The sequence below is a fragment of the Pseudomonas sp. CFII68 genome, assembly GCF_000416195.1.
GTDB classification, from domain to species: domain Bacteria; phylum Pseudomonadota; class Gammaproteobacteria; order Pseudomonadales; family Pseudomonadaceae; genus Aquipseudomonas; species Aquipseudomonas kilonensis.
Map to the genome: position 1 here is coordinate 110,518 of NZ_ATLN01000092.1, position 17,998 is coordinate 128,515.

Annotated in this window: 11 protein-coding genes and 2 pseudogenes; 10 read left to right on the forward strand and 3 right to left on the reverse strand. The window is 55.3% G+C overall.

Annotated features, from left to right (window positions below):
• Positions 1–23: 23 nt before the first annotated feature.
• From CFII68_RS26860 to CFII68_RS12140, 9 genes and pseudogenes are all read left to right on the forward strand, one after another.
• Positions 24–244 (forward strand): annotated as a pseudogene (locus tag CFII68_RS26860) (ammonia channel protein); the annotation flags it as partial.
• 185 nt (positions 245–429) lie between these two features.
• Positions 430–1,257 (forward strand): helix-turn-helix transcriptional regulator, encoded by an 828-nt coding sequence (locus CFII68_RS12175; RefSeq protein ID WP_018608079.1) that lies wholly within the window; start codon positions 430–432, stop codon positions 1,255–1,257.
• A gap of 223 nt (positions 1,258–1,480) precedes the next feature.
• Positions 1,481–3,025, forward strand: a complete 1,545-nt coding sequence (locus CFII68_RS12170) for an ABC transporter substrate-binding protein (protein WP_018608082.1) — start codon at positions 1,481–1,483, stop codon at positions 3,023–3,025.
• Positions 3,026–3,193: 168 nt separating this feature from the next.
• A complete protein-coding gene (locus CFII68_RS12165; RefSeq protein WP_033062669.1) occupies positions 3,194–4,210 on the forward strand; it encodes an ABC transporter permease in 1,017 nt (338 codons plus the stop codon).
• Positions 4,207–5,091, forward strand: coding sequence for an ABC transporter permease (locus CFII68_RS12160; protein ID WP_018608086.1), 885 nt, complete (start codon positions 4,207–4,209; stop codon positions 5,089–5,091). Before CFII68_RS12165 ends, CFII68_RS12160 begins: the two co-directional genes overlap by 4 nt.
• Entirely contained in the window at positions 5,091–6,122 is a 1,032-nt protein-coding gene (locus CFII68_RS12155; RefSeq protein WP_018608088.1) for an ABC transporter ATP-binding protein, read from the forward strand. Before CFII68_RS12160 ends, CFII68_RS12155 begins: the two co-directional genes overlap by 1 nt.
• 24 nt (positions 6,123–6,146) lie before the next feature.
• Positions 6,147–7,103 carry an ABC transporter ATP-binding protein gene (locus tag CFII68_RS12150; RefSeq protein ID WP_018608090.1) on the forward strand — a complete coding sequence of 319 codons (957 nt, stop codon included), beginning with the start codon at positions 6,147–6,149 and terminating at the stop codon, positions 7,101–7,103.
• 6 nt (positions 7,104–7,109) lie between these two features.
• Positions 7,110–8,348 carry a serine hydrolase gene (locus CFII68_RS12145; protein WP_018608092.1) on the forward strand — a complete coding sequence of 413 codons (1,239 nt, stop codon included), beginning with the start codon at positions 7,110–7,112 and terminating at the stop codon, positions 8,346–8,348.
• Positions 8,349–8,514: 166 nt separating this feature from the next.
• A complete protein-coding gene (locus tag CFII68_RS12140) occupies positions 8,515–9,696 on the forward strand; it encodes a hypothetical protein (protein WP_018608094.1) in 1,182 nt (393 codons plus the stop codon).
• A gap of 557 nt (positions 9,697–10,253) precedes the next feature.
• Here the strand turns inward: CFII68_RS12140 and CFII68_RS0126035 are convergent.
• The 3 genes from CFII68_RS0126035 to CFII68_RS12125 form a co-directional block, all read right to left on the reverse strand.
• Entirely contained in the window at positions 10,254–11,786 is a 1,533-nt protein-coding gene (locus CFII68_RS0126035) for a hybrid sensor histidine kinase/response regulator (RefSeq protein WP_050585401.1), read from the reverse strand.
• A gap of 293 nt (positions 11,787–12,079) precedes the next feature.
• Positions 12,080–14,182 carry a bifunctional diguanylate cyclase/phosphodiesterase gene (locus tag CFII68_RS12135; RefSeq protein WP_018608098.1) on the reverse strand — a complete coding sequence of 701 codons (2,103 nt, stop codon included), beginning with the start codon at positions 14,180–14,182 and terminating at the stop codon, positions 12,080–12,082.
• 517 nt (positions 14,183–14,699) lie between these two features.
• Positions 14,700–17,540, reverse strand: a complete 2,841-nt coding sequence (locus tag CFII68_RS12125; protein ID WP_177325047.1) for an EAL domain-containing protein — start codon at positions 17,538–17,540, stop codon at positions 14,700–14,702.
• 332 nt (positions 17,541–17,872) lie between these two features.
• Here CFII68_RS12125 and CFII68_RS28220 point away from each other — a divergent pair.
• Positions 17,873–17,998 (forward strand): annotated as a pseudogene (locus CFII68_RS28220) (ESPR-type extended signal peptide-containing protein); the annotation flags it as partial.

Sequence of the window (17,998 nt, forward strand, 5' to 3'; positions counted from 1 at the left end):
GTTCCCGAGGCTTGGCCTGTCTGCTGTGCGGGGTGTTCTGCGTGCCGTCGGTGGGAGGTTTGGTCGAAGGCGTGACCATGGGGGCTCAGGTCGTGGCGCAAATCAAAGGCGTGTTGCTGACGACGGTCTACTGCTTTGTCATCAGTTGGGTCGTCCTCAAGGTGATCAATGCGGTGACCGGTTTGCGCGCTAATGGATGGTGTTGGATCTGACCGAGCACAACGAGCGTACTTACAACCATTGAGATCTTTGCAACTCTATAAACGCCGGGGTGTGTATTTGTTGAACATTCCCCCGCCCAGGCGCTATGGTCGGGCTCAATGCTCGCGTGAATCACGGATTGGCAATGAATGCCAAGCTTCTGAAACCCTGATCCAAGCGACAGTTAGTCCAACGTGTTGTCCATGGTAGCGTTAGGAATACTTTTAAATGGCGAGTTCCAATTCACCCCAGTCGACGCAAGACTTCAGTCAAAACTTGCGCCTTCTCTGCGGGTACTATAAATCGGTGGCGATGGTGTGCCGCTCCCTCGATATCAACCGCCAGCAGTTCAACAAATACTTGGGGGCGCAGGCGACTCCCTCACTGTTCACCCTTCGCAAGATATGCGCTTTTTTCGGGGTGGATGAGGATGAAATATTCTCCGAGCACGAGTCGTTCCGCGCTTTGCTCAACAGACAGCGCACAGTGCGAGAGCCGGACAGCGCAGTACCAGCCGATTTTTTCCCAAGCTCCGCGCAGGAACTGTCGAAGTACCAGGGTTACTACTTTGTCTATTTGATGTCGCCCTCCGGATCAGGGGAGGTGATCAAGTCGATTACCCGCCTGACCCGTTCCGGCAACAAGATCCTGAGTAAAACCTACGAGCGAGTGAGGTTGGGTGATGACCAACTGAAGAGTTTCGGCATCAATAAATATCGTGGGTTCTGCTTTGCCTCATCCGATCTGATTTACATCGTCGAGCACGAATACCTATCGTCTCGGGGCTATATCTGGTCGGCGCTTTACCCGTCCTATCGCAGTCGTTTCCGCTTTCTCAACGGCTTGGTGCTCGGCGTGTCGGGCGACAATTTTCGACGTCCTTTTGGTGCGCAGATTGTGTTTGAGTACCTCGGTGAATCGATCGATCTGCGTAACGCGCTTTCCAGTTGCAGCTGCTTCCCGATTGATGCCCCTGAGATCCCCAGCGAGGTGAGGGCGCGGCTGCTGATTCGCCCATCCGAGGGTGAGTTCAACCTCGTTCCTCCGTTGTTCTAACCCCGCTTTAAAAACAGACGCCAGGTGACGCTTTCAAGCGTCATCAGGCGTTTTTTTCTTAGCGCTCGCGAAATTGAGCTGGCGGTGCGGCAGATCAATAATGAGCCACACCGCTCAACAGGCAGTTTCACGAACGACCAATTACGTCGTTCATTCCAGCTGGATTAATGCCTGCTCGTGCAAGTGACCCGCTGCGCCCATCATAAAAATAAGAGGAACACCGATGAACTTCAAAAGAACATTGATGGCAGGGTTGATGGCGCTTTCCGTGTCTGCGCCGTTGACCAGTGGCTTGGTGTGTGCGGCAAACAATACCTTGGTTGTCGCTGATCGAGCCTCTTTCAAGGATTGGGATCCAGCCTCGGCGTTTTCGGAAGAGGTGCGGGTGCTGGGCAATATCTACGAGACGCTTCTGGTCTATAACGCTCCGGGCAGTGCCGAGGAGTTTTCCCCTGGGCTCGCCACGTCCTGGGAAAGCAGCGACAACGGCAAGACCTGGACCTTCAAGCTGCGGCACGGCGTTAAATTTCATGACGGTTCGCCCTTCAACGCCGCCGCGGTCAAAAAATCCATCGACTACGTCAAAGGGCTAAAACAAGGCGCTGCGTATGTATGGAAAGCCCTGGATTCCGTCGAGGTCGTCGCTGACGACACGGTAGTGCTCAAGTTCCAGAATCCCACTCCGGCCAATCTGATCGCGGCAGGTCAATATGCGGCTTACATCATCGCCCCGGCGGCGGTGGATAAAGGGCATGACTGGATGATGGCTCCCAACGCCATCGGCACCGGCCCCTATAAGCTTGGCCAGGTTGAACAGGGCCAGCAAGTGGTACTCGAACGTTTCGATGGTTACTGGGGAGGCTGGAAAGAAGGGCAATTCGATCGGGTCATCGTAAAAGTCGTATCGGAAGCCTCTACACGTACCCAGATGATCAAAAATGGCGAGGCCGGTGTCGCCTGGGATATCCCTCTTGATCAGCTCAAGGTGTTGGGAGAGAACCCCGCCATCAAGGTGAGCACCGCGCCTTCGTGGAAGAACTTCCAGTTCTTGATCAATACCCAGAAGTACCCTACGGATAACGTGGCATTTCGTCAGGCGCTGCAATATCTCTGGGACTATGAAGGTGTCACCAACGATATTTTGCACGGCTACGGCAGTGTGTCCAAGGGACCTTTGCCCAGCAGTATCTGGGGGCATGCCAGCGTGCCTATGGCTTCTTACGATCTGGATAAAGCCCGACAATTATTGGAAGCCTCCGGCGTACCTAAGCAGGACTGGAAGGTCTCGATGCAGTACATCAGTGGTGTCTATGCAAACGCTGCTGAACTCTTCCAGGCGACCGCCTCCCAAGTTGGTTTGGAAGTGGAGTTACGCCCCGGTGAGTGGGGGGTGATCTGGGATAAGGCGAAGAAGTTGGACACCGCTCCCAACCTGCAATCCATGGCTTGGTGGCCAACGTATCCGACACCCAGCGATTGGCTTTTCAGTGAGTTCCATACCGAGAAGGCAACGCTGTTCAATCTGTCTCATTACAGCAACCCAATTTTTGATCAGTTGATCGAAGAGGCGGCGGCGCTGGAAGGCAGTGATAGGACAAAATCCTCTGAAAAGTACGTTCAGGCCCAGCAGCTCCTGGCTAAGGACGCTCCTGCGATCTGGTACGCCGACGTGCAGCAGATACGTGTCTCCCGCAAAGACATCAAGGGTATGGAAAAGAGCCTGAACCCTGCTTATGAGGCAATTCTCTATTACAACTTGAATCGCTGAATGCCGAGTTGTTTGCGATGAAGTTGTAGGTGTAGGCCTGATTTACCTTGTAAACCGACAGTCGGTTGATTCGCCCGGTTACTCCTCAAGAGCTAATTTTCTTTTGAGGGCTTTGTGCTGGGCGTAAGAAGTCAGGGCCAAGTTTATTAGCCACAAAAGGTAGTATAAATGGCGAAGTATATAGCCCAGCGATTGGTAGTGATGTTCTTCATTCTTCTGGGCGTGTTGACCATCACCTTCGTTCTGAGCCGAGCTCTTCCCGGATCCCCGGTAGAGATGATGCTGGGAAACCACCCCACGGCGGAGCAGATTGCCGTCGCGCGGGAAAAACTGGGGTTGGATAAACCTCTGCCGATCCAATACTTCAATTACATCGGCGATCTTCTCCAGGGTGATTTTGGCACCAGTTTGCGCACCGGGCGGCCGGTGGCGGAGGAGGTCATCAGGCGGGTAGGCGCGACGTTTGAACTGACATTCCTGGCGATGTTCTGGGTGGTGCTGCTCGGGGTGCCAATCGGCGTCATCTCGGCGGCCCGGCAGAACTCAGTGGTCGACAACGTGGCACGAGCGGGGTCCATCGCCGGGACGGCATTTCCCGTTTTCATCTTGGCCATGGGGTTGCAGTTGCTGTTCTACGGCAAGCTCAATTGGTTGCCCCTGCAAGGACGTATCGATGCTTCCATTCTTCTCGATAGCCCCTTTGAGCGCGTGACCGGTTTTTACCTGATCGACACGCTGCTGGCCGGTAATTTCGTAGCACTGTGGAGCGCCATCAAACACCTGACGCTGCCCGTGCTCACCCTGGTGGTCGTGACCTTGGCCACTGTCACCCGGATCACCCGCAACATGATGGTCGAGGTGCTCTCCGAGGAGTACATCCGTACGGCGGTTTCTTACGGCGTACCCAAGTGGCGTATCCATTACGCCTATGCCTTGAAGGCGACAATGATTCCGCTGCTGACAGTGGTGGGCCTGACCTTCGGTTACCTGCTCGGCGGTGCAGTCGTTGTCGAGTTCGTTTTCGATTGGCCCGGCCTGGGCGGTTTCGTGGTTTTTTCGATTGCCCAGAATGATTTCCCCGCTGTGATGGGGGCCACCCTGGTGCTGGCCACGACGTATCTGTCGATCAACCTGATTGTTGATCTCTTGTATCACCTTGTTGATCCGAGGCTGCGAGTCCAATGAGTATCCAAGACGTATCCCTGTCCATGCCCTCGCGAGCCCCATCATGGCGCATCAAGGCCCTGGCGTTTGCCTGCGATAACAAGTTGTTTGTATTCGGCGCGCTGTTACTGCTGCTGATCGTCCTGGCGGCAATCTTCGCCCCCTGGCTTGCGCCTTATGAACCGAACAAGATTGTCTTTTCCCAGAAATTAATGGCACCCAACTGGGTACATTGGATGGGCACCGACGAGTTTGGTCGCGACATCCTTTCTCGGGTGCTTTATGGCGCACGCACCTCGCTGATCATCGGAGTGAGCGTGACGCTGATCGCGATGCTGATCGGGATTCCGATTGGGCTTGTTTCCGGTTACTTCGGTGGTCGAATTGATACGCTGCTGATGCGTGTCTCGGACGTATTCCTGGCTTTTCCGCCGCTGTTGTTGCCGATCGCTATCACCGCTGCGCTGGGGTCGGGATTGGCCAACGCCATGTTAGCGCTCGCGGTCTCCTGGTTCCCTTGGTACGCGAGGATCATGCGTGGTGCGGTAGTACGGGTTCGTTCAGAAACCTATATCCATGCCGCTCGCTCCATGGGTGTCAGTCATTTCCGTATCTTGCTTCGCCATGTCCTGCCCAATGCCACCACGCCTGTGATCGTGCAGGGCTCCATGGACTTTGGTTACACCATTCTCGCCGCTGCCTCGCTGAGCTTTATCGGGCTGGGGGCCAAGCCGCCCATGGTCGAATGGGGGTTGATGGCCGCGGCGTCGCGCTCGCAATTGCTCGAAAATCCCTGGACGGTGCTGTTCCCCGGCGTCGCGATTTTTGTCCTGGTACTGGCCGTCAACCTGGTGGGCGACGGGCTGCGCGATGTGCTCGATCCAAAGAAGGGGACGCGCTGATGATCAACGAATCCTTGCAACCGTCTACTCCCGAACATCTCGCTGCTTCGAATAACGACGCCGCTCAAGAGTTGGTGCTGGAAGTGGAAGGGCTGACGGTGTCCTTCCCTGGTTTGTTCAAGACCGTAAAGGCCGTACGCGGCATCGACCTCAAGGTCAGGCGCGGCGAGATCCTTGGATTGGTGGGGGAGTCGGGCTCGGGCAAGTCCATGACGGCCATGTCCTGCCTTGGATTGATGCCTGAGGCCGCTCGGCTGGGCGGCAGTGTCAAGGTCGCCGGACAGCAGGTCAACGGTGCGTCGGTATCGCAGCTAGCGGATTTGCGCGGCGGAGGGGCGGCGATGATCTTTCAGAATCCGATGAAGGCGCTCAACCCGTTCTTCACGGTCGGACGGCAGATGTTCGATGTCATCGGTTGCCATCGGCAACTGAGCAAGACGCAAATCCGCGCCGAGGCGCTGAGCTCGCTGGAGGCGGTGAGCATGCCTGATCCTTCTCTGGCGCTAGCCAAGTATCCGCACCAGATGTCTGGCGGCCAGTTGCAGCGGGTGGTGATTGCCATGGCGTTGGCCTGTCGACCGAAACTGCTGATCGCCGATGAGCCGACCACCGCGCTGGACGTCACGGTGCAGGCGCAGATCATCGCCTTGCTGCGCAAGCTGGCGCAGGAGCAGGACCTGGCGATTCTGTTTATCACGCACAACCTTGGGGTGGTGGCTTCGCTCTGTGATCGGGTGGCGGTGATGTATGCCGGCGAAGTGGTGGAGAGCGGTCCGGTGGGCCAGGTGTTCAAGCGACCTGCGCACCCTTACACCCTGAAATTGATGGGCACCGTGCCAAAGTTGGGGCAGGGGGCTCAGCCCCTGAGCTTCATCCCTGGGCAGGTGCCGAACATGGCGGCTCCCCCACCTGGCTGTGCCTTCAACCCGCGTTGTGAGCGCGCCACCGGACGATGCGTCCAGGCTGCGCCGAGGGTGGAAATCGGCGAGGAACACTGGGTGGCTTGTCACAACACGTTGGTCAAGGTGTGAGGCTTCTTTGAAAGGTAAACGGCTATGAATAACAACAAACAGCCCGCACTGCTGAGCGTCACTCAGTTGCACAAGACCTACGCCAGCCGCGACGGCCTGGTGACCGCCATCGACCACATCAGCCTGGAGGTGCAGGTCGGTGAGACGGTCGCGCTGGTGGGGGAATCCGGTTGTGGAAAAAGTACGGTGGCCGCGACCTTGCTCGGTCTGCTGCCAGCCGACAGTGGGCAAATTCTGGTCGAAGGTCACCCGCTGCCTACTGATGCCAGGGCGCGGGGCAGGAGCTTGAGCATGGTGTTCCAGAATCCTTACGCCTCGCTGAATCCGAAAATGACAATCAAGGCAATTGTTGCCGAGCCGCTGAAGGTTGCCTTTGGTTTGCGCGGTAGTGCCTTGCGCGCGCGCATTCTCTCGCTGTTGGGAAATGTGGGGATGGGCGAGGAACACATGGAGCGCTATCCCCATGAATTCTCCGGTGGCCAGTTGCAGCGTATCGCTATCGCCCGGGCCCTCGCGCTGGAATCAAAACTGTTGATCCTCGATGAGCCTACGGCGGCGCTGGACGTGTCGGTCCAGGCCCAAGTGCTGCAATTGCTCAAGACGCTGCAGACCGATAATGGCCTGAGCTACCTGTTCATCAGCCACGATCTTGCGACGGTCGAATATCTGGCGCAGCAGGTGCTGGTGATGTACTTGGGGCGCATCGTCGAGGCCGGGCCTGTGGGGCAGGTGTTCGGTCGACCGCGTCATCCCTACACCCGTGCGCTGCTCAATTCAGTGCCCTCCATCGACCCGGAACGCCGTGACCAGTTGCAAGTCCTGAGCGGCGAGATCCCCAGCCCCTTGAACCGGCCTACCGGGTGCCACTTCGCGCCCCGTTGCCCGAGGGTCAGTGAGCGTTGTCGCCGAGAGGTGCCAGCCGAGACCCAGGATCATGGCCACCGTTTTTCTTGCCACCACCCTCTGAACGATGAGAGCTGAACCCCTATGTACAATAAAAATGACATGACCGCTCCTGGCATTGGTTATCAGGATTTAAGGCTGATGCAGGGCTATCCGCCGCCCCGGGAAAAGCAAGTCCGTCAGCACAACTGGGACAGTCCGCCCTATAACCGCTGGTCGTTCCAGCACATGAGCCAGCTGTTTCCGGTGGCTGCTATTCATCGTGGTCCCGGGCCGGTCAGCGAACTCAAGCGCAACGAGCGTTCACTGGACGACGTACATTTCCAGCGGGTCGACGGCGGGCAAACCGATCTGGCGACCTTCCTGACCGATAGCTACACCGATGGTTTCTTGGTGCTTCATCAGGGCAAGGTGGTTTCCGAGCAGTATTTCAATGGTATGCAGCCGCACACGTTGCATCTGTTGCAATCGGTATCCAAGACCATCGTCGGCAGCCTGGTCGGCAGGTTGATAGGCCAGGGCAGAATCGATCCCCAAGCGCACGTCAGCCACTATGTGCCCGAGCTTTCGGCAAGCGGCTATGGCGATGCCCGGGTACAGGATCTGCTGGATATGCGCACGGGCGTGAGGTTCAGGGAGGACTACACCGATCCGGATGCTGAATTCATCCAGTTGGATATCGCCTCGGGTTGGCGTGAACGGGGAGAGCGAGAGTCTCCTGACAGCATTTATGGTTTGTTGAAGTCGCTGAGTAAAGACCGTGAGCATGGTCAGTTCTTTGAGTATCGCTCGGTGGATACCGACGTGTTGGCCTGGGTTTGTGAGCGGGCGTGCGGCGAGCGGCTCCCCGTTTTGTTGAGTCGAGAGATCTGGTCAAGACTGGGGGCAGAGCAAGACGCGAATATCACCCTCGATTGTGTTGGAACTGCATTGGCCGATGGCGGGATGAGCGCCACGCTGCGTGATCTCGGGCGTTTTGCCCAGATGTATTTGCAGGGTGGACATTTCAATTGCCAGCAGATCGTCCCAGAGACGTTTGTGCGTGCATGCGGACGTGGTTCCACACCCGCTTTCGAAGTCCTCTACGGCTACTACACCAAGAGCTTTCCGACTGCGGCTTACAGCAATCAGTGCTGGGTATTGGACAGTGAACAGGGCACCTACTCGGCGCGCGGAGTATTTGGTCAGAGTATCTATTGGGATCCGGCTGCTGAAGTGGCGATCGTAAAGCTTTCCAGTTGGCCGGACTTTATCAATCCAGAGTGGACGTTGGACACCTTCCGTGCTTGTGCCGCTGTGGTTGAAGAACTTCAACGCAACTGACGCCGAAGTTTAAACGACAGCGGCTTCTCAAACACCGTTTAGCCCGCTAGCACCTGGACGCTGTTCCAGCCTCAGTCTCGGCGGGCCATACCTATTTCATCCAGACCGCGCTTTGCCGTGGCCGGGATGGTTGTTGCCAAAAATAAAACTTAAAGACGGAGCGACCATGAACTTGAATACCACCCGGGCCTTGCGCTCATTGATCCCGCTGGCGCTGTCGTACGCGCTGTCCACGCCTGCGATGGCGATACAGGTCACTGACAATCTCAATCTTGGTGGCGCGGTCCGGGCGCGTTGGGACTATGACCCGGATCGCGACATCCAGAAGTTCAACTTCGATACCGTGATCCTTTCCGCCAAGTACAACTCTGATACTTGGATCGGCGAGGCCAAGTACCGTTTCTACGGACGAGCCTACCCTTATCAGTACACAGAAAACGTAGGTGACGTCCAGTTCGCCGAGTTCGCCTGGATCGGCTACAAGTTCAACCCTGACCAACAAATCCAGGTCGGTCTGAACCAGGTGCCGTTCGGTTTGCAGCCGTATTTTGGCAGCACGTTCTATCAAACCCTGGGCAACGTCGTGGGACTGGAAGACCTGGAAGAACTTGGCGCCAAGTACATCCAGCAAAGCGGTGACTGGAATATCCAGGCCGGTTACTACGTTCGCCCTGCCTCGCAGGGCAAAGGCACCAGCAAGGGCGAAACCTACTCCAGCGTTGTCTCCGAAGCGGACAGCTATGTCATCGACGGCAGCAACAACCAGGAACGCAACACCGTGGTACTGCGGGTGGCCAAGGCGATGGACTTGGGGCCGTGGAAGTCCGAAGTCGGGATTTCTGGCCTGACCTCGTCCCTGGAGAACCGCGACACCAACAACGACGGCCGGCGCAATGCCGTGGCGGTGCACTACATCGGTAAAAACGGGCCATGGGGAGTGCAACTGCAAGCTGCGCGACAGCAGATGTCCCCGCGCAACCCCGGCACTGATGAACTGGTGACTTTCGGCGGTTACGACGCCACTTACAACGTCGCCAGTCGCGGCAACTTGTACGTGGCGGATGTGAGCTACGACGTTGGTGGCAAGTACCTGTTCGATCAGATCAGCGGTGTGCAGCTGTACGCCAACTACAGCGCCTTCGATAAATCCGCAGACGACTTCAAGACCTCGCAACGGATGATTTTCGGCACCTCGTTCTCCCTCAGCAAACTGTGGATCGCCACGGAATGGTTGTACGGCAAGAATGATCCGGTCATCGGTGGCAGCAGCCTCACCCAGAGTCTGGGGGCTGGTGGTAGTGATCAGTGGGAAAACCAGCTGTATATGAATATCGGCTATTACTTCTGATTTGGATTTTTTGGGCAACTTACGGATGTTCGCGTAGACCCAATGGCAGAGCTGGGAATCATACCTCTGGTCCTTGATACCCCTCCAAAACAAGTCCGGAATCAAGTCTTTTCCTGCTCCGGAAAGAAAGTAAAATCCTTAGATTTCAACGAGTAGGACACCCGATACGAGTCTCGTTTTCCGCTCCAAGATTCACAAAAAAGCCACTCGGATGAGTGGCTTTTTTGTGCCTGGGATTTCCCAATGTCAGTGGCTGTGTGGCGATCGTCTGTATTGTTTCCGCACTTACCCTGCTGCTGATGCGCCTCGAAAGCACAAGCACACGCCGGCGTGAGGTTCGACCTCTTCGCATTGGTCGCTTTCGAATAGTATTGGACGAGTCTTCGCTCAGTGGATTTCCGCAGAGCGGACTGATCCTCGAGATTGGGAACAGCTTCCACGAGTTAGGAATTATCAGCGTTCAACGGCCCCACCATAAGTACTGAACAGTACGCGGCGATCAAACCAAGCATGATGTACTGCCAAGGTCTAGATCTGTTCAGCCGAGGTATAGAACTTCATTTCCTAGGCGGCAGCTGCAACCGTAAGCGTGTCAGATTCGCCTCGTCATCGATCTCCAGCTCCAAGCTTCCTTGCTGGGCTTCAGCGAGTAGTTTCGCTGAGTAGGTACCCAGCCCCGTACCGCCAGATTTGCCATCGCTTGCGTATTTTTCGAAGAACCGTGACCGAAATGCTACGGGTACCGCTGGCTGGTTCTCCATTACCAATTCGATATGCTCGGCAGGTATCAATGTCAGTCGCACGCGACTTTTCTCAGGAGCCGCCTCGCAGGCATTCTTCAGCAAGTTGTTCAGTAGCGAAAAACACAGCAATTCGTCTCCACTGGCTAGCACCGGTGTTGATTCGTTGGTGTGTTCCGCCACTACCTCGATGGTCAATTTTTTTGCCTGATAGGTCAGCCTGGCCGATTCGCATAGGCGCCGTACCAGGGGCAGCAGTTCGACCGCGACCGGCTTAAGTTCGAAATTACCGGTCTCGATTTTGTAGATGTCGCCAGCCATGTCGATCATTCCTAGCAGGTTCTGGCTGTCGATTTCCAGGCTATGCAACATTTGCATCTGGCGTGGCAGCAGATTGCCGCCTTCGAGCAGGCTGCGGGCCAAGCCGAGGATATTGCACAGCGGCGCCTTCAGATCATGACGTGAAATACTGCTGGCCTCTTCACGCAAGCGTTCCAGCTCCAGCATGGTGTCGTATTCCTGCTGCAGCGCGTTGCGCTGTTCGACCAGGCGCAACAGATTGTTTACCCGAAGGTGTAGCGACTTGGGATCCACCGGCTTACTGACAAAATCCACTGCGCCCAGCTCCAACCCGCGCAGCTGGGCTGCCGGATCGCTCATGGCGGTGATAAAGATGATCGGGATGCGGCTAGCGCTGGGATGGCTGCGCAGGTGCTGGGCCAGCTCGAAACCATCCATGTTCGGCATCATTACATCCAGCAGAAGAAGATCTGGCGGGGTCTCGGAAGTACAGAGGGCCAACGCACGGCGTCCGTCGCGCGCTGCCAGTATGCGGTACTCGTCCTGAAACAACCCGGCAATCAGCGCTAGGTTGTCCGGTACGTCATCGACAACCAGCAATGTCGGACGGTATTCCTCCTTTGACTCTTGAGTTGGTTCAGCAATCACTGGTGGCGAATGCAACCGAGGACGATGGTTCATAGCACGCGTTATGCGCTGCGAAAGGTCGTTGGCGGTAAAGGGCTTGATAAGAATGTTGCTGACCCCGGCAGCGATGGCCTCGGTGATTTGGGCGCGGGAGCTCTCTGCGGTAATCATGATGAAAGGCAGCATGGCCAACTTGGGGTCACTGCGTACCTTGCGCAACAGCGTGAGGCCATCCATGACTGGCATGTTCCAGTCGGAAAGAATGACGTTGACCTTACGCGTCCTTAGTAGCGCGAATGCCTCTTTACCATTGGCGGCGGTTAGTATGTGTCGTGCACCCAAGCGCTCTAGTTGGCTACTGTTGACCCTGCGCATGGTGTCTGCGTCGTCGACGACTAAGAATACGGTATCGGCGGTGATCATAACGCCTAGAGCTCCAAGTAGAAGGATGGGGCAACGCCAGTCAGATGCCTCTTGCTGACTCTCCCAGCCGCAATGCCAGGGCTCGGTCGAAGTCAAACAGCCCGTTATCGCTAAGACAGGTCAAGGCCGCCAGGATTGGAGCCAAGCAGTACTGCACCTCGATCAATAAGTTGCGAACAGTCACCTTCGTGATGACTTGACCCTCTATCGAACAGAACCACGCGATGAATCTGAAAGAAAGGTTAGACCAGTATTAGGAGCGGAGGAGGCTGGTTGGGTGATGATCTTGAACATCAATCGTACCGGTGCACTGCTAGTGCTGGGCCTGTGGCCGCTGCAGGATTACTGGAGGTGTTAAAGCTTTCCAGCATCCCCTGTGCGCTCATCGGTTTGCCCAGTAGGTAACCCTGCAAGATGTCGCACCCCAGCTCTGTAAGCATCTCTTGTTGTTCAGAGGTTTCCACACCCTCGGCGACGATCCTCAGACCCAGCGTTTTGCCAAGCGCTACTATCGCCGAAACGATGGCCGCGTCGTCGTTGTTTTTAGCCAGCTCGGTGATGAAGCCTCGGTCGATCTTCAGCTCATTGGCTGGTAGGCGCTTGAGGTAAAGCAGGCTGGAATATCCGGTACCGAAGTCGTCAATGGAAATACTGACTCCCAGCGCTGACAACTGATCGAGGACGATCAGCGCGGCTTCCGCGTCGCGCATGGCAGTAGACTCGGTTACCTCCAGGGTCAGAAAGCGAGGTGGCAGACCGTTGCTTTGCAGTGCTGTACGCACGATGTCAACCAGTCCTGCATTGGCCAATTGTACCGTCGATAGATTGACCGCAATACTCCATTCTCCTTTACCTAGGGCGTGCCATTCGGCCATCTGCCGACAGGCTTCATTTATTACCCAGTTCCCGATTGGCACTATCAGCCCAGTTCGTTCGGCTAGGGGCAGAAAGCGGTCGGGCGGCACTAGGCCCCAGTTTGGACTGTTCCATCGCAACAGGGCCTCAACACCCGTCATAGGGCCGTCGGGAGCAATCATTTTCGGCTGGTAGTGCAGGATGAACTCATTCTGGTCGAGGGCCTTGCGTAGCTCCTGCTGCAACTGCAGTTGCTGGCGGGCATTGATATTCATGGTTCTTTCGAAGAAACAGTAGCCGTTTCGACCTTGTTCTTTGGCGTGATACATGGCCGCATCAGCGTTGACCATAAGCTCATGGTCGGTATGACCATCGACTGGAAAAATGGCAATACCAATGCTTGTGGAAACATGTACTGTCTGCCGCCCCAAGACGAATGGGGCCTTGATATCTTCCACCAGGCGTTGGGCGAGAGCCGCAGCGTCATCTGGTTCGGCGAGGTCGATCAGCAGCACGAATTCGTCGCCCCCTAAGCGCGCGCCCGTATCTTCGCCGCGCTTGGCATTATTGATACGCGTAGCCACTTCCACCAGCAACTGGTCGCCGGTGTGATGGCCGTAGGTATCGTTCACCAATTTGAATCCGTCCAAGTCCATGAACAGCACGGCAAACTGGCTCTTTTGCCGGGCGGCTTTCTGAATCGCCTGCTCAAGGCGGTCGTTGAGTAGGATGCGATTGGGCAGACGTGTCAGATTGTCGTGCAGGGCCAGTTGCACTAGCTCACTGTTGGCGCGATCAAGGGAGTTGGCCAGTAGGCTGGTACGGACGTCGAGCATCGAGATAATCAGGGCAATTGCGCAGACGGCCAAGGTGATCAGGATCACCAGCACCACCAACCATTTACTATCGATACCTGTGTTGACCGCACCGCATACACTACCCAGTGGGAAATTTGCTGCTGACATGCCTGTGTAGTGCATTCCGACAATGGCGCAACCCATCACCAGGGAGGAGCAGAGGCGCGCGCGATTGATGTACTTGCCTTCTCCACGCAGGCGGAAGGCTATCCATAGCGCCGCTCCAGAGGCGAGGATGGCGATCAGCACCGACAGTACAAACAGCGACGGAACGTATTCCACCACGGGATTCATCAGCAGCGCCGCCATGCCGGTATAGTGCATGGCTGCAATGCCGATACCCATCAACACCGCGCCCACCAGCAGCCAAGACAGCGGCATTTCCTTTTGGCATACCAGCCAAAGGGCGAAGGCCGAGGAGGCGATGGCGATCACCAGCGATAGGCCAGTGAGGGTCAAGTCATAGCCCAATTCGATGGGCAGTTGGAAGGCCAGCATACCGATGAAGTGCATTGACCAGATGCCGGTGCCCATGGCGAATGAACCGCCCGCCAGCCAAAGTGCCGAGGCTTTTCCTTGGGTGCGCGTGACACGACCAGCCATGTTCAGCGCCGTATAGGAAGCTAAGATCGCGACAATCAGGGATAGCAGGACATATAGGCTGTTATAACTGCTTACAAGCATTGAAACTCCGGAAGTGTAGTCCAACTCTTTTGGTTATCGGCGGCACGGAAAATTTCTGAAGGAATCAGCTTTGGTGTAGTGACCTGCCAAAGTTGCCTGCGAAAGGTAAGCATTCAGGCAATGCACGCTGCTCACCAGTTCTATATTTTGATCAAGGTGACGTCCTCGCAGAATTTAAACTTACTAGGCCCTGAAAGAATCATGCCGCTTGACAAATCGACGCTCATCGATCGCGTAACTTCTGCTTTTGAGAGGAGGGAAGAGCGTATCAAGCGTGCCCAACGCTATCGAGAACCAGTCGGCAAACTCACCTTCAGATCGTAACCAGAGCAGAGTCGAACCACATTCATGCAGAACTCGCGTAATATCGCCGAAAATGCTTGGTCAAGAGGAGTGCAATTCCCCACCTGTAGTGGCAAACAAGTGTGTTACTACAGGGTTGTATCAGTTGATTTTTCTTGGCTTTATGTGACAGATTCATGCCGTGAACAACTCTCTCGACAAGACGATGGATGACTCACTTGTTCCGATCCACCGAACGGTCTAGACGAACTAGATCAATTCCACCTTCGATGAAATCCTCTAATGCATCTATGTCCATGGGGCGACCAAATAGATATCCCTGATAGTTATGGCAACCAATAGCAGCCAGCATGTCACGTTGTGCTCGTGTTTCAACCCCCTCAGCAATGACTGACAAGCTCATGCTGCTTGCCAATGCGACCACCGTCTTGGCAATTGCAGCGTCGTTTGGGTCAACTAGGATATCGCGTACAAATCCCTGGTCGATCTTGAGTTGATCCAGCGGCAGGCGCTTGAGATACGACAGGGAGGAGTAACCGGTTCCAAAGTCGTCCAGCGAAAAGCCAACACCGATGGATTTCAACGCATTCATCTTGGCAATCACATCCTCGACGTTGGAGACCAGCATACTCTCAGTAATTTCCAACTTGAGACGATGAGGATTGGCACCGCTGCGATTGAGCACAGAGCGTATTTGTTCGACAAAGTCATCCTGATTAAACTGCCGAGTACTGACGTTGACGGCGATGCTCAGGTGCGAGAATCCGGATCTTTCTGCCCATACCGCCAACTGCTGACAGGCCATTATCAATACCTGCTGACCTAGCGGAAAAATCAAGCCAGTCGTCTCTGCCAGTGGAATGAACTCTGCCGGAGAAATCATGCCATCGCGCAGGTTTTTCCAGCGCACTAACGCTTCCACGCCTGTAATGCGACCTTCGTCCGTGACCTGCGGCTGATAGTGCAACAGGATCCGGTGTTGCTTGATCGCCTCGCGCAAACCATCTTCAAGCGCGATTCGCGCGCTGACGATCGCCTGCATTTTGGGGTCGAAAAAGCGCAAGATGTTGCGTCCGCACGCTTTGGCCTGGTACATGGCCAACTCGGCGCGTTTCAAGGGTTCGCTTGCATCCTCATTCTGCTCGCCAAATAGAGTAATGCCGATACTGCAGGTTCGGTGCAGTGTAGAGGTACATAGCTGATAAGGCTGCCCGATCTCCAGCAGCGTTTTTTTGCCAATGTTTTCAGCATGGCTCGCCGCCGCCTGCGGATGGGTGCTCTGGTTCTCCAAAATAAAAGCGAATTTGTCGCCCCCAAGGCGGGCAACGGTGTCGCCCTCCCGTACACAGCGCCTCAATCGTTGGGCGATTTCATTCAGAAATAAGTCACCCTGGCCGTGGCCCAAGGTTTCGTTGATGGACTTGAAATCATCAAGGTCGACAAACATCAATGCGCCTATCCATTGATGGCGAGCACTCGAAATCAATGCTTGTTCTAGCCGATCCATAAAGAGTCGGCGATTTGGAAGCCCCGTGAGCTGGTCAGAGAACGATAGTTTCTGGATCTGTTGCTCGGCAGCCTTTCGGTCACTGATGTCCCGGATGATCGCTTGAATGCACAGCGTGTCATTCAGAGTCATAACGTGCGCCGAAACCAGACCGGGCCACGTTCGGCCATCCTTGCTTACAAATTCAGCTTCACGATCAATGAAATATTCATTTTGCCGCAAGAGACGAACCGACGTATGACGCTCTTCCGGATAGCGCCAGATATCGATGTCAAAAACCGTTTTGCCAGTAGTATCCTCCCTTGTCCAGCCGAATACGGGCGTAAATCCGTCATTGACCTCAAGAATTCGCCCATCCTCTAGGCAGGTGATGAATTGACTATCCGGGCTGGTGCGAAACGCGGTACGAAAGAGCTCCATTTTTTTCGCCCTGCGCGATTCAGTTTCACGTCTGTAGCTGGTACGCGTGAAAACAAGAATAACCAGGGTGAAAACGGCCAGTAGTAAAAGCGTTATATCCACTTCCTTTCGCCAGGGAACAAGAAAGTCGTCGGTGCTCTTTGCGACGAAAACATAGAGAGGGTAATTCGCGATTTTTCGATAGGTGTAGAGGCGCTCGATGCCGTCTACTGGGGTAACTGCGGTGTAGCTCCCTGCCTCCGGGGACGATCGAGTCGCTTCTGTAGCCTTGGCTGAAACCAACCTGGCGCCAACTTGCCCGCTTTCATTGGCTACTGTCGGATACCGGACGATGAGCGCCATCTCATCATCACGAATAGCAATGACCCCGTGTTTTCCAACATCAATAGTGGAAAACATGTTGCTGAAATACTCCATCATGCGCAACGAGCCCAGCGCCACACCTGCAAAGGAGCCATCAGCGTTGTTGATGCGTCGGGACAGGAGGACCGACCAGGTTTTTGTGGTGCGTCCTATCACAGGCTTGGATACGACCATTCCGAGATGCGAATTCTCATGCAGGCGCTGGAAATACTCTCGATCGGTTATATTCGTTATTTTGCCGGCGGTCATTATTGTTCCCCAGGGGACATCACCTTTCTCATCCGCCACCCACAGCCCTTCGCAATCCCGAATCTGCACCTGCTGCTGTGTTAGAAACCCGTTCAGCAACGCCCCATTGATGCCTCCGACAGCCATTTGCCGCTCTACTTCGCTGGTTATAGCAAACAGGCCGACGTCAACTTTATCAAGGATGCCGGAAACGTTGATTGCCAAGGACCGCGCCAGGTTCTCCGTGGTGGTCACCGCTCGAAGCTCATGCTGGTGTTTGCTCTGGTAGAGCGCCAGCCCCGCCAGCGCATAGACAAACAAAATGATGGAAACAATACCTGCCGTAAGTCGGACCGCTAAAGAATGTGATGGCCACTGCATAATGAAGTCTCGACAAAACCAATTGAGGGCGTAGCGGGACTCTTCATAGGCTAGTCGGTCAGGAAATACTTGCGTCGAAAAAAATTGACTGCTCGGACGAGATTTTTCGTAGCAACATGCAAAATGCATGCTTTCCAAACCCGCACGGATAGACATTGTGCGCGGGCTCGTCATTACCCTTAACTTGAGTTGCGCCACTGCCGGATAGCGTCTTTTTTTCGGCATTGCGCGCGCGAACCGTCCCCAAGGGTGCGCAACCTCCAGAGCGCTCGCAAACTTTAGCCAATCAATTCATGTGCCGCTGGGCATTTCTCCGACCGCCTGTTGAGCGACGCTACGGGCAATTGCGCATTTTCAGAATTTTCTTAGTGATATTCCTGCCTAGATTTGACGTATCGGCGTGCATTTACTGCGTGGGGCGGTCAGCGCGGATCTGTTGAGCGGGAAGCTCGGCAGGGCACAACCCAATAAGAAAAAAGGGAAAGTCCATGAATCATGTATTTCGCCTTGTCTGGAATGGACGTGCAGGTACTTTCGTAGCAGTCAGCGAGTATGCGAAATCCCATGGCAAAGGTCGCAGCGGTGGGCGGCGGGGTCGCAGACTCCAAATACTG